A 24,932-nucleotide genomic window follows, 5' to 3' on the forward strand; every position below is an offset into this window, starting at 1 on the left:
TCTTGCGCGGGCGGTCCGTCCGCCCGCGCAAGCCGCCATCGCGTCCGTCCCCGCCATCCCGAGATCTCCCCCCATGTCGCGCGCCCTAGACACCCATACCGACTTCATTCCCCGCCACATCGGCCCTTCCGACGCCGACCAGGCCGCCATGCTCGCCGTCATCGGCAGCCCCAGCCTGGACGCCCTGATCGACGAAGTCGTGCCGCCCAAGATCCGCAGCCAGGCCCCGCTGGCGCTGCCGCAGTCGCGCAGCGAAACCGACGTGCTGGCCGAGCTCAAGCAGATCGCCGGCCGCAACCAGGTCTACCGCAGCTACATCGGCCAGGGGTACTACGGCACCCACACGCCCAACGTGGTGCTGCGCAACATCCTCGAAAATCCCGCCTGGTACACGGCCTACACGCCGTACCAGCCCGAAATCTCGCAGGGCCGCCTTGAAGCCCTGCTGAACTACCAGACCATGGTCGCCGACCTGACCGGGCTGGACATCTCCAACGCCTCGTTGCTGGACGAAGGCACGGCCGCGGCCGAAGCCATGACGCTGGCGCGCCGCAGCGCCAAGTCCAAGAGCCAGGTATTCTTCGTCTCGCGCCATGTGCACCCCCAGACCCTCGAAGTCGTGCGCACGCGCGCCGAGGGCCTGGACATCGAACTGGCCGTGGGCGACGAGGCCGAAGGCCTGCCCGAGTGCTTCGGCGTGCTGCTGCAGTACCCGCACAGCACCGGCTCGGTGGCCGACTACCGCAAGCTGGCCGAGGCCGCGCACGCGCAGGGCGCGATCGTGGCCGTGGCCACCGACCTGCTGGCGCTGGCCCTGCTGGCCGCGCCGGGCGAGTGGGGCGCGGACATCGCCATCGGTTCGGCCCAGCGCTTCGGCGTGCCGTTCGGTTTCGGCGGCCCGCATGCCGGCTTCATGGCCTGCAAGGACGCCTTCAAGCGCAACATGGCCGGCCGCCTGGTCGGCGTGTCCAAGGACGCGCAGGGCAACCCGGCGATGCGCCTGGCGCTGCAGACGCGCGAACAGCACATCCGCCGCGAGAAAGCCACTTCCAACATCTGCACCGCGCAGGTGCTGCTGGCCGTGATGGCCGGCATGTACGCCGTCTGGCACGGCCCGGCCGGCATCCGCCGCATCGCCGAGCGCGTGCAGCGCAGCACCGCCATCCTGCGCGCCGAGCTCGTCAAGCTGGGCGTGAAGGTCGCCAACGACACCTTCTTCGACACGCTGCTGCTCGAAACCGGCGCGGCCACGCCCGCCATCGTGACGGCGGCCGACTGCGCCCGCATCAACCTGCGCCGCGTCGACGGCGCGCGCCTGGCCGTGTCGCTGGATGAAACCGTGACCGCCGCCGACCTGCAGGCGCTGGTCAACGTCTTCGCCGCCGGCCTGCAGCGCGACGACGTCGAACTCGACCTCGACGCGCTGGACGCGGCCGCCGCCGGCGGCATTCCGGCCGGCCTGGCGCGCGAAAGCGCGATCCTGGCGCATCCGGTGTTCTCCAGCGTGCAGTCCGAGACCGACATGCTGCGCTATCTGCGCAAGCTGGCCGACAAGGACCTGGCCCTGGACCGCACCATGATCCCGCTGGGTTCGTGCACCATGAAGCTCAACGCCACGGCCGAGATGATCCCCATCACCTGGCCCGAATTCGCGCTGATCCATCCGTTCGCGCCCGCCGAGCAGAGCAAGGGTTACGTCGACCTGATCGACCGCCTGTCGGCCGCGCTGTGCGAAATCACCGGCTACGACAACATCAGCCTGCAGCCGAACTCCGGCGCGCAGGGCGAATACGCCGGCCTGCTGGCGATCCGCGGCTACCACCAGGCCAACGGCCAGCACCAGCGCAACATCTGCCTGATCCCGGCCTCGGCGCACGGCACCAACCCCGCCTCGGCCCAGCTGGCCGGCATGGACGTGGTGGTGGTGGCCTCGGACCCCAACGGCAACGTGGACCTGGCCGACCTGCGCGCCAAGATCGCCCAGGTGGGCGACAAGCTGGCCGCGCTGATGATCACCTATCCGTCGACCCACGGCGTGTTCGAGGAAGCCGTCACCGAAATCTGCGACCTGGTGCACCAGGCCGGCGGCCAGGTCTACCTGGACGGCGCCAACATGAACGCCATGGTCGGCGTGGCCAAGCCGGGCAAGTTCGGTTCCGACGTGTCGCACCTGAACCTGCACAAGACCTTCTGCATCCCGCACGGCGGCGGCGGCCCGGGCGTGGGTCCGGTGGCGGTGCGCGCGCACCTGGCGCCGTACCTGCCGGGCGTGGTCAACGAGCAGGGCAAGCTGTCGGGCGACAACAAGGTCGGCCCGGTCTCGGCCGCGCCCTTCGGCTCGGCCGGCATCCTGCCCATCCCCTACGTGTACATCGCGCTGATGGGCGCCGACGGCCTGCGCCGCGCCACCGAAGTGGCCATCCTGAACGCCAACTACATCGCCACGCGCCTGCGCGACCACTACCCGGTGCTGTACGCGGGCCGCGACGGCCGCGTCGCGCACGAGTGCATCCTGGACGTGCGTCCGCTCAAGGAAACCAGCGGCATCAGCGCCGAGGACATCGCCAAGCGCCTGATGGACTACGGCTTCCATGCGCCGACCATGAGCTTCCCGGTCGCCGGCACGCTGATGGTCGAGCCGACCGAATCGGAAGGCCGCGCCGAGCTGGACCGCTTCATCGACGCCATGATCTCGATCCGCGAGGAAATCGCCCAGATCGAGCGCGGCGAACGCGACCGCGAGGACAACGTCCTGAAGAACGCGCCGCACACCGCGCAGATGCTGCTGGCCGAAGAATGGCTGCACGACTACCCGCGCCAGCAGGCCGCCTATCCGGTGGCGTCGCTGCGCGAGGCGAAGTACTGGCCGCCGGTGGCGCGCGTGGACAACGCCTACGGCGACCGTAATCTGGTGTGCGCCTGCTTGCCGGTCGAGGCCTACGCGTAACCCGCCCGCCGGCGCACGCCGGCAAAAAAATCCCCCATCGAAAAAACGATGGGGGATTTTTTATTCCTGACGCGCTGGCTTAGCGCGCCGGCGTCGCCTCGATGGTGGCGGAGAAATCCTCCACGATGCTGAAGTAGGTGTTCAGCATGATCTGCAGGTTCTCCTTGCCGATGCCGCCTTCGGCGTTCATGTCCATCTGCAGCACGGCCTGGTTCTTGTCGTCCAGGTAGGCGCGGGTCCAGCGGTATTGCTGGTTCCAGGCGTTGATGGCCTTGAGCGAGACCGGCTTCTTGCTGCGGAAGGTCGCGGTGGCGACCAGGTCCTGGCACTGCTCGGTGAAGTCGTTGCACAGGAGCTGCATGCGCAGGTCGCTGGCGCCCGTCTGGGCCGGGTCGATGATCAGCACCGGGCCTTCTTCGCCGTCTTCCTTGCGGGTCGAGTACGCCATGTCGGTCAGCATGGCGTTGACGGTGTCGAGGTCGAAGTCCTGCATCAGCTCGGCCGGGCTGGCCGTCGCGGCGGGCTCCAGCTCGCCGCCCAGCGTCGGGTCTTCCGGCTCGCCTTCCTCGTCCATGCCATTCATGCCGGCGGCGCCCAGCAGGCCGGCGAACAGTTCCTCGGCCGGGATCTTGGTGCCGTTGAGGTCGCCCATGCCGTCGGCGAAGGTGAACTTGCCGATGATGTTGTCGCCGTCGTTCTTGCCGACGTTGAGCATTTCGGCCATGCCGGACACCGAGCGCATCTGCTCGTCGGCCTGGCCGCCGGCGGCGACTTCGTCCAGCCCTTCCTGCTTGATGGCGTACTGCACCATCAGGTCGCGCACCATGGGCTTGGAGATGACCAGCGTGGCGTCGATCTTCTTGATGGCCTGGACCGCGATTTCCTGCGGCGTCAGGTTCTTCACGTCCTTCGGGTTGGCCAGGTCCAGCGCGAAGGTCAGCTTGCTTTCGCCCTTGGCGGTCTTCCAGCTGATCGGGTCGATGCTGAAGGAGGGGTTGCCGCTGAGCAGCTTGCCGGCGTTGTCCAGCAGCACGTCGAACTGCTCGTCCTGCAGGCCCTCGTCGCTGGCGCCCATCATGACCTGGCGCAGGATCTGGTTATAGGTGTCCGACAGCTGCTTGACGGCCGGGCCGTCCAGCTTGGCCAGCCGGATGACGGCCTGGCCATTGCCCAGCGCCACGTCGTTGAGCACGATGTCGCCGGTCTGGTAGGTGGCCTCGGCGCTCAGGGTCTTGTCGTCCTCGGCCAGCTTGACGCCGTAGCCCAGGTTGTCGAGCGAGACCTTGACGTCTTCGTCGGGCCTGGCGATGTCGAGGCGCTTGACCTTGAGGCTGGAGTCGCCGATGGACAGGCCGAACTTGCCCATGCGGCTGTCGATGTCCATGGTCAGGCCGGCGACCGTCATCTTGATCGGATCGTCGGACTTCTCGCCGTCGACCGACAGCTTTTCCATCAGCGCATGGGCGGTGACGGCCTGCAGCTTGCGGTCGAAGGTGCCGTTGATGGTCATGCCGCTGAACTCGGCCTTGGTGCCTTCGTGCTCGACCTGCACCGGCGCGATCCGGGCGCTGGAGGTGGCCTGGCCGCCGAAGCTGATGATGGCGTCGCCGGCCACCGGCGTCACGTTCTTGGTCAGCTCGAACAGTTCCTTGAGGTTGTCCGTCTTGGCCACTTCGGTGCGCACGAAGGCCAGCTTGGGCGCGATCGCGCCCTGCGCCACGGCGCTCTTGGGGAAGGGGCCGTGCTCGATGGCGGTGTCGAATTCGACCATGCCTTCGGGCATGTCGGAATCCTTGTCGCTCTTGACGAAGGACAGGCCGTAGCGCGCCTGGGTCGAGAACAGGCCGCGCTCGTACTTCAGTTGGTCGATGCGCAGGCCGAACAGCGGCGTGATCTTGGCCAGCTTTTCATTGGCCTCGGCCAGATGACGCTGCGAGCTTTCTTCGATGCGCTTGCCGGTGTACCACGTGGCGCCTACCCAGCTTCCCGCTCCCACTATGACCACGCCGAGGGTGATCGCTACGCTCTTTTTCATCGTTCTGCTTATATCGTTGATTATCTAGTTGTATTCATCGGCCTGTCAGGCCCGCGGCGAGTATACCGAGGCAGCAGGGCGGCCGAGCGCGCGTGCAGTTACAGAAGATTTCAAAATGAAAGCCGGCGCTGGGCGCCGGCCTTTCAAGCGCGAGCTTGGGGGGCTACAGCGGGTCCAGCGGATAGATCGGACGGCGCACGTTCTTGAATTCGAGTTCGCCGTAATCCGAGGTCGTGACGCCTACGCCGGTGCATTCGATGACGGCCGTGGCCATGTCGGAGAAGCCCGCGCGCCAGTGCACGCGGCTCTTGAGCACCACGTAGCGCTTTTGCAGCGGGTCGATGCCGGCCGACAGCAGGCAGTTGACGTCGAAGGGTTCCTGGTGGCGCGACACCACCACGATCTCGACGCGGCCGGTGTCGATCACCACGGTCAGGCCGGTGTCGTTGCGCACGCCGCGGTACATGGGGCCGCGGTTCAGATAGACTCCGTCGAACACCAGCTTGACCCGGCCGGTGACCGCCAGCGGTTCGCTGGGCTGCTTGATGGCGGGCATGGCCATCTTGCCGCCCAGTTGCAGCGTGACGTTGCCGCCGACGCCGGCGGCGGCCGCCTGCTGCGCGGCCTGCGGATCGCAGATCGCGTAGAAGACGACGTTGTCCAGCTCCTGGCGCAGCACTTCGGCCAGCACCGCGGTGGTGTCCATGGTGCCGCCCGAGCCGGTGTTGTCGTAATGGTCCAGCAGCACCACCGGGCCTTGTTCGATGGCCTTGGCGCGGGCGATGGTGGGCGCCAGCGGCTCGGGGTGGAACACCCAGTCGGCGCGCCCAGCCCAGGCGCGTTCGAGCAGCTCGTCGCGGTGGCGTTCGGCTTCGTCCAGCTTGCCGTCGGTACAGACCACGGCGCTCAGGCCGGCCTGCGCGATGTCGGCGTGCGGAAAGCCGACGAAGACCGAGGCGGCCAGCACGCCGGCGGCTTCCAGCTCCTTGCAGCGCGCCTGCAGCGGCTGGTTGGGCGCGGCATGGGTGCCCTGGCGCATGATGTGCGGCAGCATGGGCTTGTTGGCCCAGGCCATGACGGGCTTGATCTCGCCTTTCAGGGTGCGCGCGATCACGGCGGCGGCGCGCACGCCGGCCTCGCGGATGTCCACGTGCGGATAGGTATGGAAGCCGCTGACGACCGTGGCGTTGCGCACGATGTCGTCATAGATGTTGGCATGCATGTCCAGCGTGACGCCCACCGGCGTGACCGGATCGATCTCGCGCAGCCGGCGCAGCAGGTCGCCCTCGGCGTCCTCCACGCCCTGCGCGACCATGGCGCCGTGCAGGTCCAGCAGGATCGCGTCGAAACCGCCGCGCGCCACTTCGTCCAGCACCAGCCGGCACAGCTGCTCGTGCGTCTGCGCGCTGGCCGGGCCGCTGGGCCAGGATTCCGCCGCCACCGGCACCACGATTTCGGCGCCTTCGCGGCGCGCCACTTCGATATAGCCGCCCAGGCCGCTGTCGGTGTTCTCGTAGGCCTTGATGGCGCGCTCGCCGGCCAGCATTTCGGGATTGCCGCGGAAGAAGCGTTCAAGCGGGGTGGGCACGGGCGAGAACGTGTTCGTCTCGTGCTTGATCATTGCCAAAAGCCAGCGCATGGGGATTCCTGTCGGGTTGGGGGGAAAGAATCAGGCCTCGGGCGGCTGCGGCCAGGGGTGCTGCGCCGGGCGCATCCGTTCCCAGGCGCGCGCCATGCGCAGCACGCCCAGGTCGTCGAAGCGCGGGCCGGCGATCTGCAGGCCGATGGGCAGGCCGGCGCGGGTGTAGCCGCAATTGACCGAGGCCGCGGGCTGTTCGCTCATGTTGTAGGGCAGGGTGAAGCCGATGTGGTGCATGGTGGTGGCGACCTCGTTGGTGGGCGAGGGCCATTCGGCGTTGTAGGCCACCACCGGCGCCACGGGCGAGATCACGTAGTCGTATGGCGCGCAGGCCGCGACGGTGCGCGCGCGCACGTTGAGGGTCTCGTAGTAGCTGCGGAACACGGCTTCGCCGGACTGGCCGCCGCCGCTTTCGGCCCAGGCGCGGATGAAAGGCAGGATGCGGGCGCGGCGTTCCTCGGGCAGCGCCGCCAGGTCCAGCGCCGAACGGGTGCGCCAGAAGCGGTCCACGCCGTCCAGCATGTCGGGGGTCATCCAGGGCTGCATGGGCGTGACGATGGCGCCGGCGGCCTCGAAGGCGCGCGCCGCGGCCTGCACCGCGTCGAGGATCTCGGGGTCCACCGGCAGGCCGCAGCCCGCATCCAGCAGCAGGCCGATGCGCAGGCCGCGCAGGTCGCGCTCCAGGTCGAGCCAGTCGAAGGCCTGGTAGGGCAGGCTCATGTGGTCGCGCGCATCGGGCTGCGACAGCACGCCCATCATGAGCGCGGCGTCGGCGACCGTGCGGGTCATGGGGCCGGCGCAGCGGCCCATGAACGGCGGGTCGATGGGAATGCGGCCCAGGCTGGGCTTGAGCGTGGCGACGCCGCACCACGCCGCCGGCAGCCGCACCGAGCCGCCGATGTCGGTGCCGACGTGCAGCGGGCCGTAGCCGGCCGCCGCCGCCGCGCCCGCGCCGGCGCTGGAGCCGCCCGGGTTCTTGGACAGGTCCCAGGGGTTGCGCGTCAGTTCGTGGAAGCTGGACAGCCCCGAGGACAGCATGCCGTAGTCGGGCATGGTGGTCTTGCCCAGCAGCACGGCGCCGGCCTCGCGCATGCGCGCGGCCGGCGGCGCGTCGGCGGCCGCCGGCGTCAGGTCGGTGGCCGCCGTGCCCAGCGGCACCGGCACGCCGCGGGTGGCGATGTTTTCCTTGATCGTGGACGGCACGCCGTCCAGCGAGTAGCCGCCGGCCGACAGCGGCTGGCCCTTCATCCAGCGGGCTTCGGACGCGCGCGCCGCCTCCAGCGCGGCGTCGGGGTCCAGCGCATAGGTGGCTTTCAGGCGCGGCTCCCAGCGCCCGATGTGGTCGAGCACGGAGCGCGTGGCCTCGACGGGCGACAGGGTCTTGTCGCGATAGGCCTGGATAAGCTCGACGGCGGACAGTTCATGCGGTTGCGGCATTTCGGTTCCTGTAGCGTATCAATGCGTCATGGCGCGGGCGCCATGCCGGCCGACAGCGGCCGGAAATTGCGGAAGTCCCAGTCTCGTCCGGGCGCCGCGTCGATCAGGGCGCGGGTGTATTCGTGGCGCGGTTCGGTCAGCACGGTTTCGGCCGTGCCGGTCTCTACCACCTTGCCGCGCTGCATCACCATGATGGTGTCGCAGATCTGCGCGGCCACGCGCAGGTCGTGGGTGATGAACAGCACGCCCACGCCGGTGCGCTGGCGCACCTGCTCCAGCAGCTCCAGCACCTGGGCCTGCACCGACACGTCCAGCGCCGACACGGCCTCGTCGGCCACCAGGATTTCCGGGTCCATGACCAGCGCGCGCGCGATGCAGATGCGCTGGCGCTGCCCGCCCGAGAACTGGTGCGGATAGCGCCGCATCGCGTCCGGGCTCAGGCCCACCACGGCCAGGGTCTCGCCGGCGCGCTTGAGGGCCTGTTCGCGCGGCACGCCGAAATTGAGCAGGCCCTCGATGATGGACTCGCCGATGGTGCGGCGCGGGTTGAGCGAACGGTAGGGGTCCTGGAACACGATCTGGATGCGGCGGCGCACCGGTCGCAGCGCCGCGCCCGACAGGGTGCTGAGGTCTTCGCCGCCCATCATCATGTGGCCGGCGCTGGGCTCGATCAGGCGCACGATGCAGCGCGCCACCGTGGACTTGCCCGAGCCGGATTCGCCCACGATGCCCAGGATCTCGCCCTTGCGCAGCGTCAGGTTGACGTCGGCGGCGGCGACGATGTCGCGCGCGGACTTGTGCGACAGCAGCGCGCGCTTGCCGCCGTAGGTGCGGCCCAGGCCCTTGACGTGCAGCACCGGCATGCCGGAGGGGGCCTCGCGGCGCGCCGGCACCAGGCTGGGCACCGACGACACCAGGCGCCGCGTGTAGGACTGCTTGGGCTCGGCCAGGATCTCGTGGCGCGTGCCGCTTTCGACCAGGTCGCCGCGGTTCATCACGACGATGCGGTCGGAGATCTCGGCCACCACGCCGAAGTCGTGGGTGATGAACAGCACGGCCGTGCGGTGCTTGACCTGCAGCTCCTTGATGAGCGCCAGGATCTGCTTCTGGGTGGTGACGTCCAGCGCGGTGGTGGGCTCGTCGGCGATCAGCAGCTTGGGCTCCAGGATCAGCGCCATGGCGATGACGATGCGCTGGCGCTGGCCGCCCGACAGCTGGTGCGGATAGGAGTCGTAGATGCGCTCCACGTCCGGCAGGTGCACCGACTGGAACATCTCCAGCACCTTGGCGCGGCGCTCGGCGGCCGACATGTTCTTGCGGTGCAGGCGCAGCACCTCGTCGACCTGCTTGCCGACCGTGTGCACCGGGTTGAGCGCGGTCATGGGTTCCTGGAACACCATGGCCATGCGGGTGGCGCGCATTTCGCGCAGGCGGCGCTGGGTGGCGCCGACCACGTCTTCGCCCTCGACCCGGATCGAACCGGCGCTGACGGCCAGCACGCCCGGCGGCAGCAGGCCCATGACGGCCAGCGACGTGACCGATTTGCCGGAGCCGGATTCGCCGACGACGCACACCGTTTCGCCGGCGTGCACGTCCAGGCTGAGGTTGCGCACCACGCGGTTGCCGGCGCCGGCGACTTCCACCGACAGGTTGCGGATGGCCAGCACGGCGGACGAGGTGTCGCCCGCGGGGGGAGTGGGGGTATAGGTCATCGGCATCAGATCCTGCGCACCATTTTCGGGTCCAGCGCGTCGCGCAAGGCGTCTCCCAGGATGTTCACGCTGAGCACGGTCAGCGACAGGAACAGCCCGGGAAACAGAATCAGCCCGGGCAGCATGCGGAAATACATGCGGCCTTCGGACATGATGTTGCCCCACGAGGCGATCTCCGGCGGGATGCCCGCGCCCAGGAAGCTGAGGATGGCCTCGGTCAGCATCGCGGAGGCGAAGACGTAGGTGCCCTGCACGGTCAGCGGCGCGATGGTGCTGGGCACCATGTGGCGCCACAGCAGCAGCGGCAGCGGCGTGCCCAGGGCCAGCGCGGCCTCGACGTAGGGCTCGCCGCGCACCGTCAGGATCTGGCCGCGCACCAGCCGCACCACGCGCGGGATTTCCGGGATGGTGATGGCCACCAGCACGGTGGCCAGGCTGGCGCCCGTGACCGACACCAGGGCGATCGCCAGCAGGATGCCGGGGATGGCCATGATGGCGTCCATGGTGCGCATGATGATCCCGTCGAGCGAGCGGAACCAGCCGGCGATCACGCCGATGACCAGCCCGATCGCGACGCTGACCACCGCCGCGCCCAGGCCCGCGATGAGCGAGACGCGCGCGCCGTAGGCCACGCGCGACCAGACGTCGCGGCCGAAGGCGTCGGTGCCGAACAGGTAGTCGGTGAAGGGCTGCTTCAGGCGCGCGCCCGGATTGATGAGTGTGGGATCGACCGTGCCCAGCAGCGGGGCGAACAGCGCGATGACGACGATGGCGGCCAGCACCGCCAGCGCCAGCATGACGGGCCAGCTTCTGAGGCCCTGGCGGATCTGCCGCCAGGCCGTGGTCTGAGGATTGCCGCCGCCGGGCAGGTCGGCGACGTCGGTTGGCGTTTGCATGGTTCGGACCCCTACCTAGTATCTGATGCGCGGGTCGAACACCGTGTAGGCGCAATCGACAACCAGATTGATGAACACGTAGACGAACGCGAAGAACAGCGTCAGGCCCTGGATGACCGGATAGTCGCGCGCGAGCACGGCCTCCACCACCAGCCGGCCCAGGCCGGGGATGTTGAACACCGATTCGGTCACGACCACGCCGCTGATCAGCAGCGCGATGCCCAGGCCCACCACCGTGGCGATGGGCACGGCCGCGTTGCGCAGCGCGTGTCCCAGCAGCACGCCGGTCTCGCCCAGGCCCTTGGAGCGGGCCGTGCGGATGAAGTCCTCGCCCATCACTTCGATCACGCTGGTGCGCGTGATGCGCGCGATCAGCGCCACGTAGACCGTGGACAGCGCCAGCGACGGCAGGATCAGCCGGTGCAGGTACGGCCAGAAGCCCTTGGCCAGCGGCGTATAGCCCTGCACGTTGAACCAGCCCAGCTTGATGGCGAACAGCCAGATCAGCAGGTAGCCGGTGACGAACACCGGTACGGAAAAGCCCAGCACCGAGAAGCCCATCACCGCGCGGTCCAGCAGCCGGCCCTGGCGCCAGGCCGCGAGTATGCCCAGCGGAATGGCGACGATCAGCGTGAAGACCAGGGTCAGCACCGCCAGGCTGAGCGAAGGCTCCAGGCGCTGGCCGATGAGCTTGGTGACCGGCACGCCGGACATGAGCGAGGTGCCCAGGTCGCCCTGCAGCAGCCTGCCGCCCCAGAGAAAGAACTGTTTTGCGACCGGCTGGTCCAGGCCCATCGTCTGCCGTATCTGCTCGATACGTTCAGGCGTGGCGCCGTCGCCGGCCATGATGATGGCCGGGTCCCCCGGGCTGAAGCGCAATATCGCGAAGACCACCACCGCGACCATCACCAGAACGGGGATGGTCGCGAGGAGCCGGCGCGAGACGAATGCCAGCATGTAATACCCCTTCAACAACGCTGCCCGTCAAGGGGCTTTCTTGACGTTCCAGAACGCGAACACCGGCGCGTGCACCAGGCCCGAGAGCTTGGCCGAATACACCGTGGGCACGGACATCTGGCCCAGCGGCACGTACAGGCCCTCGTCGATGCCGATGCGCTGCACTTCGTCGGCGATCTTCTTCTGCTCGGCCGGATCGGAGGTCAGCGCCATCTTGGTGCGCAGTTCCTCGATCTTGGGGAAGTCGGGCCAGCCGAACCAGGCGTTGTCGCCGTTGGCGGCGGCCGGGGCCGAGCGCACCGGGTCCATTACGTCGGTGGCGTACCAGTTGGTGTTGTGGATGTTCCAGCCGCCTTCGGCGGGCGCGGCCTTGGAGGCGCGGCGCGTGGCCACGCTCTGCCAGTCCATCGCCGCCAGGTTGACGTTGAAGCCGGCCTTGCGCAGAGCCTGGGCCATCACCACGGGCTGGGCCGACAGCGTGCCCACGTCGGTGGCGTGCATCAGCAGCACCGGCGTGTTGTCGTAGCCCGCTTCCTTCAGCAGGGCCTTGGCCTTCTCGATGTTGGACGGCACCACCATGTCCTTGCCGATGTCGCTTTCCAGCGGCGTGCCGCAGCCCCACAGCGAAGCGCAGGTCTTCCAGTACTTGGGATTGCCCACCAGCGCCTTCATCACGTCTTCCTGGCCGATGGCGTACATGGCGGCCTGGCGGATCTTCTTGTTGTTGAACGGCGGGTACTTGAAGTTGAAGCGGTACATCGTGAAGTAGCCGACCGGGCTGAGGGATTCTTCCTTCAGGTCGGGGTTGCCTTCGATCATCGGCAGCAGGTCGTAGGGGAACTGCTCGACGAAATCGATTTCACCGCCCAGCAGCGCGTTGGCGGTGGTCAGGGCGTCGGGCATGACGTCCCATTCGACCTTGTCGACGTTGACCACCTTGCCGCCGGCCAGGCCGCTGGCGGGTTCCTTGCGCGGCACGTAGTCGGTGTTCTTGGCGTAGACGGTCTTCACGCCCGGCTTGAACTCGACGACCTTGAACGGACCCGAGCCGGTCATGTCGGTGATGGGCTGGCCGATGGCCAGGTCGGCGATGCGCTTGGGCATCATGAAGGGCGCGGTGCCGGTGGGCTTGGACAGGGCGCGCAGCGCCAGGTCGGTGGGCTCCTTCATGACGATGCGGAAGGTCTTGTCGTCGACCACCTCGATCTTGTCGGTGAACTTCATCAGCGTGCGGCCCATGCCGTCGCCGGCGGCCCAGCGCTTGATCGAGGCCACGCAGTCCTCGGAGGTCACGGGCTTGCCGTCATGCCATTTCTGGCCGTCGCGCAGCGTCATGGTGTAGGTCTTGCCGTCGGGCGAGACCTCCCATTTTTCGAGCATCTGGGGCTGGATCTTGTTGTCGGCGTCGGTCGCCAGCAGGGTGTCGTAGATCATGTAGCCATGCCACGTCGTGATGTACGCGGTGGTGGCGTGCGGATCGGTCAGGCGCAGCGGCGAGTGCATTACCGTTTTGATCACGGTCTCGGCATAGGCGCCGTGAGCCGCCATGAGGGTTGCGCCGGCCAGCGCGGCGGCTCGGACGAACTTCAGCATGAATCTTCCCCTTGATGCGTCAATGAGCGGCGCTCTCGCGCCGCTGCGTCGTTGATCCGCCCCGCGAGAGGCGGCGTGCGAGGTTCAGGCGGTAGCGGGCCGGCCCGCGAAGACCGGTCCGCAAGGCGCCATTCTGATGCCCGGACGCAACCGTGTCCACGGTTGTTTCGCGGCGTCCATCAGCATGGAGCCGGGCGCTGCGCACACCAGTATCGTCTGCGCGATGGAAGTGAAATCCGCGCGGAAGTGCGCGGAGCTCTTGACCACCAGGATCGCCGCACGCCGCGGTTCCACGCCCGCGAAACGGAACATTTCCTGGTCCGCCATCTGCACCTTGTTGGAGGCGACGACGATGCGTACGCCGCCGATGCGCAGACAGGCGCTGGGGCCCAGGTCCATGTGGAATCCGCGGTAGAACGCGCCGTGCGTATCGAAGCGCCCATCCGAAGTTTTCTCGACTATGAATTCGGTGTCCAGCGGTTCGTCCTCGGGTATTCCCGAGTGTCCACCCAATGCAATCCGGATCTTCTTCCCGACGCCCGCGCGGTGCGCGGCCAGCGCGGCGGCCGGATCGACGATCAGGCCGATGGCGGCGTCGCGCGCGTCGTGCCGGATCAGCGCGCGCAGCAGCCCGGTGGTGTCCGAGCTGCCGCCGGCGCCGGGGTTGTCCTGCGCGTCGGCGATGACCACCGGTTTGGCGGCCTCGCGCGCGATGCGCATGGCTTCCTGCACAGCTTCGTCCGGCGTGTAGAGGCGCCCGCCGAAATCGCGTTCCGCGTTGAGCACGGCGCGCGTCATCTCGTCGGCCGCGGCGTCGGCCTCGGCCTGGGTCTGGCCATAGGCCCACACCGTCGGCGCGCATTCGGGAAAGTCGGCCGCCGGAAAGCCGGTGGCGAACGAAAGGCTGAGCGCGCCGCGCGCCTCGATCTCGCCCACCAGCTGGTACAGGCTGCGCGAGGGCTCGATGTCGGTCGATTGCCAGCACAGCGAAATCAGGTAGGGCAGCGAGCGCAGCGCCGCGCAGGGCCGCGGCTCGCCGGCCAGGCGGCGCGCCAGCAACTGCGCGGCGCGCTGCCCGGTCTCGGCCATGTCGACGTGGGGATAAGTGCGATAGCACACCAGCGCGTCCGCGTGGCGCACCATGGCGCGCGTCACGTTGGCGTGCAGGTCCAGGCTGGCCACCACCGGCACGTCCGGTCCCACCAGCTCGCGCACGCGCCTGAGCAGCTCGCCTTCGCCGTCGTCCAGGTGCTCGGTGACCATCGCGCCGTGCAGGTCCAGATAGACCCCGTCCAGCGGCCCCGCCTGCGACAGCCCCTGCAGGATCATGGCGCTGATGCGCTCGAACGCATCCTTGGTGACCGGCCCCGACGGACTGGCCGCCGCCCAGGTCGTCGGCACCAGCACATGCCCGCCCATCGCCTCGATGAACCCGGCCACCGGTATGTTGGCCCCCGCCACCGCCTGGAACATCGCCGCCCCGCTGACCAGCTTCGGCCAGCCGCCGCCCTTCTCGGCAAAGTCCTCCCACGCCGCGCGCGAAGGCGCGAACGTATTCGTCTCATGCTGAAAACCGCCGATCCCGATACGCATCAAAATCCCCCAGTCTCCAAACGCAGGAAGGCGCGGGAATCACCCGCGCCTCCCTGCGAACCCCTACACAAAAAGCAAACCGCCCCAAACCACCAGGCCCTCCCCAAGCCGGGTCGCGCGGATCCGGCTCCGCCGGTCCGCAGCGACGCCCCCCTGGGGGGGAAGCGCGTAAGCGCTTCGGGGGGGACCATCACTTGGCTACAGGCATCGTGAATTCAGCGCCCTTGGAAATACTGTCCGGCCAGCGCTGCATCACGCTCTTGTAGCGCGTATAGAAGCGGATGCCTTCCTCGCCGTAGGCGTGGTGGTCGCCGAACAGCGAGCGCTTCCAGCCGCCGAAGGAATGCCAGGCCATGGGCACCGGGATCGGCACGTTGATGCCGACCATGCCGACCTTGATCTGGCGGGCGAAGGCGCGCGCCACGCCGCCGTCGGACGTGAAGCAGGCCACGCCGTTGCCGAACTCGTGGGCGTTGATCAGGTCCACCGCGGTGGCGAAGTCCGGCACGCGCACGATGCACAGCACCGGCCCGAAGATCTCTTCGCGGTAGATGTTCATGGCGGGCTTGACGTTGTCGAACAGCGTGCCGCCCAGGAAAAAGCCCTTCTCGTTGCCGGCCACCTTCAGGTCGCGGCCGTCGACCACCAGGTCGGCGCCGGCGGCGATGCCGTCCTCGATATAGCCCAGCACCTTGCCGCGGTGCTGCGCCGTCACCAGCGGGCCCATTTCGGCGTCGGCCTGCATGCCGTCCTTGACCACCAGCGCCTTGACGCGCGGCGTCAGGCGTTCGACCAGCTCGTCGGCCACGTCGCCCACGGCCACCGCCACCGAGATGGCCATGCAGCGTTCGCCGGCCGAGCCGTAGGCCGCGCCCATCAGCGCGTCGGTGACCTGGTCGAGGTCGGCGTCGGGCATGACCACGAGGTGGTTCTTGGCCCCGCCCAGCGCCTGCACGCGCTTGCCGCGGCGCGTGCCTTCGGCGTAGATGTATTCGGCGATGGGCGTGGAGCCGACGAAGGACAGGGCCTCGACGTCGGGGTGCGCGATGAGCGCGTCCACCGCCTGCTTGTCGCCCTGCACCACGTTGAACACGCCGGGAGGCAGGCCGGCCTCGGTCAGCAGTTCGGCCAGGCGCAGCGAGGCCGACGGGTCGCGTTCGGAAGGCTTGAGCACGAAGGTGTTGCCGCAGGCGATGGCCACCGGGAACATCCAGCACGGCACCATCATGGGAAAGTTGAACGGCGTGATGCCGGCCACCACGCCGAGCGACTGGCGCATGCTCCAGTTGTCGATGCCGCCGCCGATCTGGTCGGTGTACTGGCCCTTGAGCAGCTGCGGAATGCCGCAGGCGAACTCCACGATCTCGATGCCGCGGGTGACTTCGCCCTTGGCGTCGGAGAACACCTTGCCGTGCTCGCGCGTGATGAGTTCGGCCAGTTCGTCCTGGTGCTGGTCGAGCAGCGCCTTGAAATTGAACAGGATGCGGGCGCGCTTGAGCGCCGGGGTTTCGGACCAGGCCGGGAAGGCCGCGCGGGCGGCGGCCACGGCCAGCGCCACGTCCTCGTTGGAGGCCAGCGGGATGGAAGAAGTGACCTCGCCGGTGGCGGGGTTGAAGCCGTCGGCGTAGCGGCTGCTGCTGCCGTCGTAACGCTGGCCGTTGATGAAATGGGGAATCGTCTTCATGGGTGCAAAGCTCAAGGCGGGAAACGGATGAAAAGCGGGGCGGCCGTCCGCCCCGCGCGGCTTAGGCCACTTCCTTCAGGACCTTGCCGATCTGCTCGAAGATCTGGCCGATCTGGGCCTCGTCGATGATCAGCGGGGGCGAGACGGCGATGATGTCGCCGGTGTAGCGCACCATCAGGCCGCTGTCGAAGCAGCGCTGGAACACTTCGGCGGCGCGGGCGCCCGGGGCGCCGTCGCGCGGCGCCAGCTCGACGCCGGCCACCAGGCCCAGGTTGCGCACGTCGATCACGTGGGGCGCGCCCTTCAACGAATGCGCGGCCTCCTGGAAGGCGCCGGACAGCTTGCGCGCGCGGGCGAACAGGTCCTCGCGGCGGTACACGTCCAGGGTGGCCAGGATGGCGGCGGCGGCCAACGGGTGCGCCGAATACGTATAGCCGTGGAAGAACTCGATGCCGCCGGCCGGGCCGTTGACGATGGCGTCATGCACCTCGCGCTTGACGGCGACGGCGCCGGCGGGCACCGAGGCGTTGCTCACGCCCTTGGCCATGGCGATGAGGTCGGGTTTCACGCCGAAGTACTCGGAGGCGGTGGCCGCGCCCAGGCGGCCGTAGGCGGTGATGACCTCGTCGAAAATCAGCAGGATGCCGTGCTTGGCGGTGATTTCGCGCAGCTTTTCCAGGTAGCCCTTGGGCGGGATCAGCACGCCGGTCGAGCCTGCCATGGGTTCGACGATCACGGCGGCGATGGTGGAGGCGTCGTGCAGCGCGATGATGCGTTCCAGCTCGTCGGCCAGGTGGGCGCCCCAGGCGGGCTGGCCCTGGGAGTAGGCGTTCTGCTCCAGGTTGTGGGTGTGGGGCAGGTGGTCCACGGCCGGCAGCAGCGCGCCGGAGAAGGTCTTGCGGTTGGCCGAGATGCCGCCGACCGAGATGCCGCCGAAGCCCACGCCGTGGTAGCCGCGCTCGCGGCCGATCAAACGGGTGCGCTGGCCGTCGCCGCGGGCGCGGTGGTAGGCCAGCGCGATCTTCAGGCAGGTGTCGACCGATTCCGAGCCCGAGTTGGTGAAGAACACGCGGTCCAGGCCCTCGGGCATCAGGCCGGCGACGGCGGTGGCGGCTTCGAAGGCCAGCGGGTGGCCGAGCTGGAAGCCCGGCGCGTAGTCCATCGTGGCCGCCTGGCTGGCGATGGCCGCGACGATTTCCTCGCGGCCGTGGCCGGCGTTCACGCACCACAGGCCGGCGGTGCCGTCCAGCACCTGGCGCCCGTCGGCCGAGGTGTAGTACATGCCCTTGGCCTTGGCCAGCAGGCGCGGCTGCGCCTTGAACTGTTTGTTGGCGGTGAAGGGCATCCAGAGATGGGACAGGTCGGGCAGGGCGGGGGCGTTCATGGCGGCTCCTGAAATAGGTGGACGCCGGGCCGGCGCGGCGATCGCGCAGCCAGCGGCATGCAGACGATTCTGGTGCGTACGCCGGGGAATGCAAATATACGATCCGCGCAATTGCCGCTAACTGTATAGTTATAAACGGCACAACTGTACAGTTATCTCCGTGATCGATTTCCAGCCCATCCGCGCCCGCGGCCAGGCCCCGAGCCTGGTCGAACAATTGGCGGCCGCCATCCTGCAAGGCATCGAGGCGCAGACGCTGCGCCCGGGCATGGCGCTGCCTTCGGTGCGCGAGTGCGCGCGCCAGTACGGCGTCAGCACGTTCACCGTGGCCAGCGCCTACAGCCGGCTGGTGTCGCAGGGCTGGCTGGCGGCCCGCCCGGGCGCCGGCTACCGCGTCGCCACGCCCGACGCGCCGGCCCGTCCGGCCCGGGCCCCGGCATGGGAGCCGCCGCGGCTGAACGCGGCCTGGCTGCTGTCGGACATCTTCGCCGACCACTCCATCCCCATCAAATCCGGCTGCGGCTGGCTGCCCGGCGAATGGCTGAACGAGGAAGGGCTGCACCTGGCCCTGCGCCACATGGGCCGGGTGCCGGCCATGCGCATCGCGAACTACGGCCACCCCTACGGCTACGCGCCGCTGCGCGACACCATCGCCGCCAGCCTGGGCGCGCAGGGCATGGAGGTCGAGGCCTCGCAGGTGGTGCTGACCCAGGGCGTGACCCACGGGCTGGACATGGTGATACGCACGCTGCTGCGTCCGGGCGACACCGTGCTGGTGGAGCAGCCGGCCTACGCCAACCTGCTGCAGATGCTGCGGCTGGCGGGGCTGCGCGCGGTGGCCGTGCCGCGCACGCTGGACGGCCTGGACTGCGAGGCGCTGGACGCCGCCGTGGCGCGCCACCGGCCGCGCGCGCTGTTCATCAATACCGTGCTGCAGAATCCGTCGGGCGCCAGCATCGGCATGGCCAACGCCTTCCGCATCCTGCAGGCGGCCGAGCGCCACGGGCTATGGGTGATCGAGGACGACATCTCGCGCGAACTGGCGCCCGGCGTGACGCCCATGCTGGCCGCGCTGGACGGGGCGCGCCGGGTGGTCTACCTGGGCGGCTATTCCAAGGTCATCAGCCCGTCGGTGCGGGTGGGCTACGTGGTCGCGCACCGCGACCTGGCGCGCGACATCGCGCGCACCAAGATGGCGGTGGGCCTGACCTCGCCGGAAATCATGGAACGCATCGTGCACCAGGTCATCCGCGAAGGGCGCTACCGCGCCCACATCGCCCGCACCCGCGAACGCCTGGCCGAGGCCCACGCAAGCGTGGCGCAGCTGATGGCGCAGCACGGCTTCGAGGTCTACGGACGGCCGCAGGGCGGCCTGTTCCTGTGGGCTCGGCCGGGCGGGCAATGGCGCGAACGCGGCGCCAGCGGCCTGGCCGAACTGGCGCTCAAGGACGGCATCTGGCTGGCGCCGGGGTCCTACTTCGAGGTGGACGAGGCCGATACCCCGTGGATACGGTTCAACGTGGCGTATTCGGATGCGCCCGAGTTGTGGCGGTTCATGCGGAATACGGGGGCGTGGGACGGGTGACCCTAAGCGGCGCGCTCGTACGTGACGAAATCGTATTCGTAGCCGTTTTCGGCCGGCTGCGGGGCGCGCGCGGTTTCCTTCCACTGGAAGGCCGGCAGCAGCGGGAAGAAGGCGTCGCCCTCGACCTGGGCGTGGACTTCGGTGGCCAGCACGCGCTGCGCCAGCGGCAGGGCCTGCGCGTAGATCTGGGCGCCGCCGATGACGTAGGCCTGCGCCGCGTCGCCGCAGGCTTCGATGGCGGCCTGCAGCGTGGCGACCACGATGGCGCCCTCGGCGCGCAGGTCGGGATTGCGGCTGATCACGATGTTGCTGCGGCCGGGCAGGGGGCGGCCCAGCGAGTCCCAGGTCTTGCGGCCCATGATGATGGGGTGGCCCAGGGTGCTGCGCTTGAAGTGCGCCAGGTCGCCCGGCAGTTTCCAGGGCAGGGCGTTGTCGCGGCCGATGGCGCGATTGGTGGAATAGGCGACGATCAGGGTGAGGCTGGCGGACATGGGAAGACGGGTTCGGATGGATGCCCTAGCGTAGCAAATTCCACTAGTCGGCGGCGTGCTCCAGGAAATCCTCGGCCGGCATGGGCTTGCCCAGCAGAAAGCCTTGCAGCGAATCGCAGCCCAGCCCGGTCAGGAAGTTCTGCTGCGCGGCCGTTTCCACGCCCTCGGCCACGATGCGCAGGTTGAGCTGCTGGGCCAGGGCGACGATGGCCGACACGATGGCCGCGTCCTCGTCGTCGTTCTCCAGCTGGTTGACGAAGCCGCGGTCGATCTTCAGTTCGGTCGCCGGCAGGCGCTTCAGGTAGAGCAGGCTGGAATAGCCCGTGCCGAAATCGTCGATGGAAATCGCCACGCCCAGCGCCGACAGGCGTTTGAGCACGGCCAGGCTGGCCTCGGCGTCGCGCATGGCGGTGGATTCGGTCACTTCCAGCGTCAGGCAGGCCGGCGGCACGCCGTGCCGCTGCAGGGCCGCGCGCACCGTCTCGACCAGGCCGGCATGGGCGAACTGCAGGGCCGAGATGTTGACGGCGATGCTCCAGTGGCGTTGGCCGGCGTCGATCCAGGCGCGCATCTGGCGGCAGGCCTCGTCGATGACCCATTCGCCGATGGGCAGGATCAGGCCGGTCTTTTCCGCGATGGGGATGAACTGGTCCGGACCGACCAGCCCGCGCGTGGGGTGGTTCCAGCGCAGCAGCGCCTCGGCGCCGACCAGCGGACCGGACGGGGCCTGGTACTTGGGCTGGTAGTGCAGCACGAACTGGTTGCGCTCCAGGGCCATGCGCAGGTCGTGCAGCAGTTCGATCTGCTGGTGGGCGTCGGCGTTCATGGACGGCTCGAAGAAGCTGTAGCCGGTGCCGCCCAGGCGCTTGGCGTGGTACATCGCGGCGTCGGCGTTGGTCAGGAGCGCGTGGATGTCCTCGCCGTCGTTCGGATAGATGGCGATGCCGACGCTGGAGGTCACCAGCACTTCGTGCCCGTAGACCGTGACCGGGCGCGCGATGGCGTCGATCAGGCGGTCGGCCACGTTGGCGGCGTCGGTGGGTTCGACCACTTCGCTGAGCACGATGAATTCATCGCCGCCCAGCCGCGCCACGGTGTCCTGCGTGCGCAGCGTCTGGCGGATGCGCTGGGCCAGGTCGATCAGCAGCGCGTCGCCCGTGTGGTGGCCATAGGCGTCGTTGACCGCCTTGAAGCCGTCCAGGTCGAAGAACAGCACCGCGAAATAGCCCTTGCGCCGGCTGGCGCTTTCCATGGCCTGCTCCAGCCGGTCTTCCAGCAGGATGCGGTTGGGCAGCTTGGTCAGCGTGTCGTGCAGCGCCAGCTGCACCAGTTCCTCGTTGGCCTCGGCCAGCGACGAGGCCAGCGCCGAGGTGCGCTCTTCCATCCGGTTGTCCAGCACCGCGACCAGCAGCGCGATGACCAGCACGCTCAGGGTCACCGCGGTCACGGCGATGGCCAGCCAGCCGGCCGAGATGCCGCTGTTGGCGGCCATGCAGATGCTGCCTTCGGGAAAACCGGCGGCGGCCATGCCGGTGTAGTGCATGCCCACGATGGCGATGCCCATGACCACGGCCGCCAGCGGGCGCGACCACAGCATCCGCGGCCCGCCGTGGCGCAGCCGGTACGTGATCCACAGCGCGGCGCCGGAGGCGCCCACCGCGATCAGGATGGACAGCGCGAACCATTTCGCGTCGTAGATAATGCCCGGCGTCATGCGCATCGCGGCCATGCCGAGGTAGTGCATCGCCGCGATGCCGGCGCCCATCAGCAGCGCGCCGGCCGCCAGCCGGCGGCCGGGCAGCTCGTCGCGGCTGACGGTGCGCAGCGCGAACGCCGAGCAGCCGATCGCGATGGCCAGCGACAGCAGCGTCAGCGGCAGGTCGTAGCCCATCGGGATCGGCAGGCTGAACGCCAGCATGCCGATGAAATGCATGGACCAGATACCCACGCCCATCGCGAAGGCCCCGCCCGCCAGCCAGTAGCGGGCCGCCGGCTGGCCGCAGGCGGCCCGCACCCGGTTGGCCATTCCCAACGCCGTATACGAAGCCAGGATGGCGACTCCCAGGGATACGAGGACGAGCGAAGGGTTATACGTTCCAACGAGCATGTGTGGGTCCTGTCCTTAGCGCATACAGCGGCCGCGCGGGCTTCAACTCAAATCAATTGGTAGTCAATGGTTGCAATTCGATCGCAGGCTGGCCCTGGCTGCCGTTCGGGCGCTGCGCGTGTTCTCAGGTCGGGATAGGGAAGACGGCCGGGCCAGGCCGGCGGCAGGCGCCGCCGGGCGGCGGGTCAGGGTTGGTCAGGGTTGGACGCGCAAGGGCGCTGGCGCGCGTCCATGGCCAAGGGTTGGGTTATACCGAAATCGCGCTGCCAGATGCTCACCAATCCTCACCGGCACCCGGCGCGGCGACGGGCTACACGGCCATGGCCGCGGTCAGGGGAGCATGGTGGCGGTAGCCGGCCAGGGAAAAGTCGCCCGGCTCCACTTTTTCCAGCCATTCGGGTTCGTAGCGCCCGGTGACCGCGAAGTCGGGGATGCGGTCCGACAGCACCAGCCGCGGCGCTTCGTAAGGCTCGCGCGTGAGCTGCTCGCGCAGCATGGGCAGGTGGTTTTCGTAGATGTGGGCGTCGCCGATGAAGTACGAGAACCAGCGCGGCGTGTAGCCGGTCAGCCGGCCGACCAGATGCAGCAGGGCCGCGCCTTCGGTCAGGTTGAACGGCGTGCCCAGGCCGACGTCGTTGGACCGGATGTACAGGCACAGCGAGATCTCGCGGGTGGTCGCGTTCGGCAGGAACTGGTAGAGCAGGTGGCAGGGCGGCAGCGCCATTTCCTCGATCTGCGCCCAGTTCCAGCCGTGGAACAGGATGCGGCGGTCGCCCGGGCGCTCGTGGATGGTGTCCAGGCATTGCCGCAGCTGGTCCACCGCCTTGTACAGCAGCACCTTGGGCCGGCCGTCCTCGTTCAGGTCGGCCACCTTGGCGTAGCCGCGCGCCAGCGCGTCGGCGATCTGGCTGTCCCGGGCTGCGTCCAGCACCTTGTAGGCGGGCCACTGGCGCCATTGCACGCCGTACACCGGGCCCAGGTCGTCGGGACCTTCGCGGTACGGGTTGGCCAGCCACTGGCTGTTTTCGTTGGCGTTCTGGTCCCAGACCTTGCAGCCCAGCTCGCGGAATTCGGCGGCGCTGCGCGAGGCGCGCAGGAAGCCCACCATTTCGCCGATGGCGGACTTGAACGCCAGTTTCTTGGTGGTGACCGCCGGAAAGCCCTGCTGCAGGTCGAAGCGCAGCGCGGCGCCCGGCATGCTGAGCGTGCGGATTCCGGTGCGGTTTTCCTGCCACGCGCCGGTGTCCAGGATGGTTTGAACGAGGTCCAGGTATTGTTTCATGGCGGGACGCAGACTGGCCGCCGCGATCGGATCGCGGCGGCGCGGATGAAGATGGGCAATATCGGGATTACACCACGGGGGCGTGGTTCAGGCGGCGGCGGGGGCTTCGTGGGTGTCGACGATGTCGACCGAGAAGGTCAGGGCGGCCGTTTTTTCCAGCATGGCCGAGGCCGAGCAGTATTTCTCGTGCGACAGCTGCACCGCGCGCTCGACGGCCGCGCGCGGCAGGTTGCGGCCGGTGACCGTGAAGGCGAAGTGGATGCGCGTGAACACCTTGGGATCGGCGTCGGCGCGCTCGGCCTGCAGCTTGACGCTGCAGCCGGTGACGGCATGACGGCCGCGCTTGAGGATCAGCACCACGTCGTAGGCGGTGCAGCCGCCGGTGCCGGCCAGCAGCATTTCCATCGGGCGGGGCGCCAGGTTGTGGCCGCCGCCGTCCACCGCGCCGTCCATCACGGCCACGTGGCCGCTGCCGGTGCTGGCGGTAAAGAGCATGCCGTTGGGGCCGCCCCAGTCGATCGTGCATTCCATGTTGTCGAGTCCTTGAGCTTGAGCGCAGTCAATGGTCGATGATACCTGTTGCGTACAATTTGAGGCATGAGAGCCCCGCCCCGCATCAGGGGCAGGGGCGCCTGCCTTGCCTAGGAGTCGCCTATGTCCACCGCCCTGTCCAGAACCGGCCCTGCCTTCCTGCGCCGCACCAACCCGCTGGACGCCTTCCTGGCCGAAGCCGACCGCGCGCTGCGGGTGCTGAGCGGCAGCGCCACCGCCGGGCGGTCCTATCCCGCCACCGCCGAGGAAGCGCCGCAGGCCCTGTCGGCCCAGGAAAAACGCCATGCGGCCGGGCTGATGCGGGTGAACCACGTGGGCGAGGTGTGCGCCCAGGCGCTGTACCGCGGCCAGGCCTCGGTGTGCCGCGAACCGGCGCCGCGCGAGCTACTGCTCAACGCCGCCGCCGAGGAGGTGGACCACCTGGTCTGGTGCAACCAGCGCCTGACCGAGCTGGGCAGCCGTCCCAGCCTGCTCAATCCGTTCTGGTACGCCGGCTCGTTCGCGCTCGGCGTGCTGGCCAGCTATGCCGGCGTGCCGCGCAACCTGGGTTTCATGGCCGAGACCGAGAAACAGGTCGAGGCGCATCTCGACGGCCATCTGCGCACCTTGCCGGTGCAGGACGAGCGCTCGCGCCAGATTGTCCAGAAGATGAAGGACGACGAGGCGCAGCACCGCGCCAGCGCCGAACAGGCCGGGGGCGTGCCCCTGCCGCTGCCCGCGCGGGCCGCCATGAAAGCCATGTCCAAGGTGATGACCAGCACGGCCTACTGGATCTGAAGCGAGGGCGCTTCGGCGCCTGCTGCGAAATGTTGCGATGCGCAAAAAAGCAATAAAGCAGTGCGCGACGCACTATTCCGGTGCAAAAGCTAGGGCGGGATTACCCGATGCGATCTAGGGTTAATCCGAAACGGGTTTACCCATTCAGCAAAAACCCTTTTTCCGGTAAGATCATTGTCTGGCGCGCCTTTCCAGGGGGAGGGCCGAGGCCATGAGGCAAAAACGCAACGAAAAAAAGATTCGTGGCGGCAGATCAAAAAA

Annotated in this window: 17 protein-coding genes; 3 read left to right on the top strand and 14 right to left on the bottom strand. The window is 68.6% G+C overall.

Annotated elements, in window-relative coordinates:
* The first annotated feature begins 73 nt into the window (after window positions 1-73).
* On the top strand, window positions 74-2,947 hold the full coding sequence (gcvP, locus tag AC1M14_RS03870) for an aminomethyl-transferring glycine dehydrogenase (RefSeq protein WP_479731031.1): 2,874 nt from the start codon (window positions 74-76) through the stop codon (window positions 2,945-2,947).
* A 79-nt stretch (window positions 2,948-3,026) separates the two neighbouring features.
* Here gcvP and AC1M14_RS03875 read toward each other — a convergent pair whose 3' ends face one another.
* From AC1M14_RS03875 to aptA, 10 genes are all read right to left on the bottom strand, one after another.
* A complete protein-coding gene (locus AC1M14_RS03875; protein WP_111825858.1) occupies window positions 3,027-4,982 on the bottom strand; it encodes a DUF945 family protein in 1,956 nt (651 codons plus the stop codon).
* A 163-nt stretch (window positions 4,983-5,145) separates the two neighbouring features.
* Entirely contained in the window at window positions 5,146-6,621 is a 1,476-nt protein-coding gene (locus AC1M14_RS03880) for a M81 family metallopeptidase (RefSeq protein WP_479731032.1), read from the bottom strand.
* A gap of 30 nt (window positions 6,622-6,651) precedes the next feature.
* Complete coding sequence (locus tag AC1M14_RS03885; RefSeq protein WP_479731033.1) at window positions 6,652-8,058, bottom strand: amidase; 1,407 nt, start codon at window positions 8,056-8,058, stop codon at window positions 6,652-6,654.
* A gap of 26 nt (window positions 8,059-8,084) precedes the next feature.
* Window positions 8,085-9,770 carry an ABC transporter ATP-binding protein gene (locus AC1M14_RS03890; RefSeq protein ID WP_479731034.1) on the bottom strand — a complete coding sequence of 562 codons (1,686 nt, stop codon included), beginning with the start codon at window positions 9,768-9,770 and terminating at the stop codon, window positions 8,085-8,087.
* A gap of 5 nt (window positions 9,771-9,775) precedes the next feature.
* Window positions 9,776-10,666, bottom strand: coding sequence for an ABC transporter permease (locus tag AC1M14_RS03895; protein ID WP_102774026.1), 891 nt, complete (start codon window positions 10,664-10,666; stop codon window positions 9,776-9,778).
* A 15-nt stretch (window positions 10,667-10,681) separates the two neighbouring features.
* A complete protein-coding gene (locus tag AC1M14_RS03900) occupies window positions 10,682-11,623 on the bottom strand; it encodes an ABC transporter permease (protein ID WP_111826330.1) in 942 nt (313 codons plus the stop codon).
* Window positions 11,624-11,650: 27 nt separating this feature from the next.
* Window positions 11,651-13,216, bottom strand: coding sequence for an ABC transporter substrate-binding protein (locus tag AC1M14_RS03905; protein ID WP_102774024.1), 1,566 nt, complete (start codon window positions 13,214-13,216; stop codon window positions 11,651-11,653).
* Window positions 13,217-13,300: 84 nt separating this feature from the next.
* Window positions 13,301-14,809, bottom strand: coding sequence for a M81 family metallopeptidase (locus AC1M14_RS03910; RefSeq protein ID WP_111825856.1), 1,509 nt, complete (start codon window positions 14,807-14,809; stop codon window positions 13,301-13,303).
* 190 nt (window positions 14,810-14,999) lie between these two features.
* Window positions 15,000-16,493, bottom strand: coding sequence for a CoA-acylating methylmalonate-semialdehyde dehydrogenase (locus AC1M14_RS03915; protein ID WP_102774022.1), 1,494 nt, complete (start codon window positions 16,491-16,493; stop codon window positions 15,000-15,002).
* A 61-nt stretch (window positions 16,494-16,554) separates the two neighbouring features.
* Window positions 16,555-17,877: an omega-aminotransferase AptA gene (gene aptA / locus AC1M14_RS03920; RefSeq protein WP_168202184.1), complete on the bottom strand. Its 1,323-nt coding sequence runs from the start codon at window positions 17,875-17,877 to the stop codon at window positions 16,555-16,557.
* A gap of 160 nt (window positions 17,878-18,037) precedes the next feature.
* On the opposite strand from aptA, the gene AC1M14_RS03925 reads away from it, so the two are divergent.
* Complete coding sequence (locus AC1M14_RS03925; RefSeq protein ID WP_102774021.1) at window positions 18,038-19,462, top strand: aminotransferase-like domain-containing protein; 1,425 nt, start codon at window positions 18,038-18,040, stop codon at window positions 19,460-19,462.
* A gap of 2 nt (window positions 19,463-19,464) precedes the next feature.
* On the opposite strand, the gene AC1M14_RS03930 is transcribed toward AC1M14_RS03925, so the two are convergent.
* The 4 genes from AC1M14_RS03930 to AC1M14_RS03945 form a co-directional block, all read right to left on the bottom strand.
* Window positions 19,465-19,953 carry a dihydrofolate reductase gene (locus AC1M14_RS03930; RefSeq protein ID WP_102774020.1) on the bottom strand — a complete coding sequence of 163 codons (489 nt, stop codon included), beginning with the start codon at window positions 19,951-19,953 and terminating at the stop codon, window positions 19,465-19,467.
* Window positions 19,954-19,996: 43 nt separating this feature from the next.
* A complete protein-coding gene (locus AC1M14_RS03935) occupies window positions 19,997-22,060 on the bottom strand; it encodes a putative bifunctional diguanylate cyclase/phosphodiesterase (protein ID WP_102774019.1) in 2,064 nt (687 codons plus the stop codon).
* Window positions 22,061-22,370: 310 nt separating this feature from the next.
* On the bottom strand, window positions 22,371-23,342 hold the full coding sequence (locus AC1M14_RS03940) for a thymidylate synthase (RefSeq protein ID WP_102774018.1): 972 nt from the start codon (window positions 23,340-23,342) through the stop codon (window positions 22,371-22,373).
* Between the two features lie 87 nt (window positions 23,343-23,429).
* Window positions 23,430-23,873 carry an OsmC family protein gene (locus tag AC1M14_RS03945; RefSeq protein WP_102774017.1) on the bottom strand — a complete coding sequence of 148 codons (444 nt, stop codon included), beginning with the start codon at window positions 23,871-23,873 and terminating at the stop codon, window positions 23,430-23,432.
* Between the two features lie 123 nt (window positions 23,874-23,996).
* Between AC1M14_RS03945 and coq7 the strand changes: the two genes are divergently transcribed.
* Window positions 23,997-24,671 (top strand): 2-polyprenyl-3-methyl-6-methoxy-1,4-benzoquinone monooxygenase, encoded by a 675-nt coding sequence (gene coq7 / locus AC1M14_RS03950; protein ID WP_111825854.1) that lies wholly within the window; start codon window positions 23,997-23,999, stop codon window positions 24,669-24,671.
* Window positions 24,672-24,932: the final 261 nt, after the last annotated feature.

The sequence above is a fragment of the Achromobacter sp. SX5 genome (genome assembly GCF_056711425.1).

Bases quoted from the DNA above. Each gene is read 5' to 3' on its own strand.
- gcvP (WP_479731031.1), top strand. From the start codon at position 74: ATGTCGCGCGCCCTAGACACCCATACCGACTTCATTCCCCGCCACATC.
- AC1M14_RS03875 (WP_111825858.1), bottom strand. From the start codon at position 4,982: ATGAAAAAGAGCGTAGCGATCACCCTCGGCGTGGTCATAGTGGGAGCG.
- AC1M14_RS03880 (WP_479731032.1), bottom strand. From the start codon at position 6,621: ATGCGCTGGCTTTTGGCAATGATCAAGCACGAGACGAACACGTTCTCG.
- AC1M14_RS03885 (WP_479731033.1), bottom strand. From the start codon at position 8,058: ATGCCGCAACCGCATGAACTGTCCGCCGTCGAGCTTATCCAGGCCTAT.
- AC1M14_RS03890 (WP_479731034.1), bottom strand. From the start codon at position 9,770: ATGACCTATACCCCCACTCCCCCCGCGGGCGACACCTCGTCCGCCGTG.
- AC1M14_RS03895 (WP_102774026.1), bottom strand. From the start codon at position 10,666: ATGCAAACGCCAACCGACGTCGCCGACCTGCCCGGCGGCGGCAATCCT.
- AC1M14_RS03900 (WP_111826330.1), bottom strand. From the start codon at position 11,623: ATGCTGGCATTCGTCTCGCGCCGGCTCCTCGCGACCATCCCCGTTCTG.
- AC1M14_RS03905 (WP_102774024.1), bottom strand. From the start codon at position 13,216: ATGCTGAAGTTCGTCCGAGCCGCCGCGCTGGCCGGCGCAACCCTCATG.
- AC1M14_RS03910 (WP_111825856.1), bottom strand. From the start codon at position 14,809: ATGCGTATCGGGATCGGCGGTTTTCAGCATGAGACGAATACGTTCGCG.
- AC1M14_RS03915 (WP_102774022.1), bottom strand. From the start codon at position 16,493: ATGAAGACGATTCCCCATTTCATCAACGGCCAGCGTTACGACGGCAGC.
- aptA (WP_168202184.1), bottom strand. From the start codon at position 17,877: ATGAACGCCCCCGCCCTGCCCGACCTGTCCCATCTCTGGATGCCCTTC.
- AC1M14_RS03930 (WP_102774020.1), bottom strand. From the start codon at position 19,953: ATGTCCGCCAGCCTCACCCTGATCGTCGCCTATTCCACCAATCGCGCC.
- AC1M14_RS03935 (WP_102774019.1), bottom strand. From the start codon at position 22,060: ATGCTCGTTGGAACGTATAACCCTTCGCTCGTCCTCGTATCCCTGGGA.
- AC1M14_RS03940 (WP_102774018.1), bottom strand. From the start codon at position 23,342: ATGAAACAATACCTGGACCTCGTTCAAACCATCCTGGACACCGGCGCG.
- AC1M14_RS03945 (WP_102774017.1), bottom strand. From the start codon at position 23,873: ATGGAATGCACGATCGACTGGGGCGGCCCCAACGGCATGCTCTTTACC.
- coq7 (WP_111825854.1), top strand. From the start codon at position 23,997: ATGTCCACCGCCCTGTCCAGAACCGGCCCTGCCTTCCTGCGCCGCACC.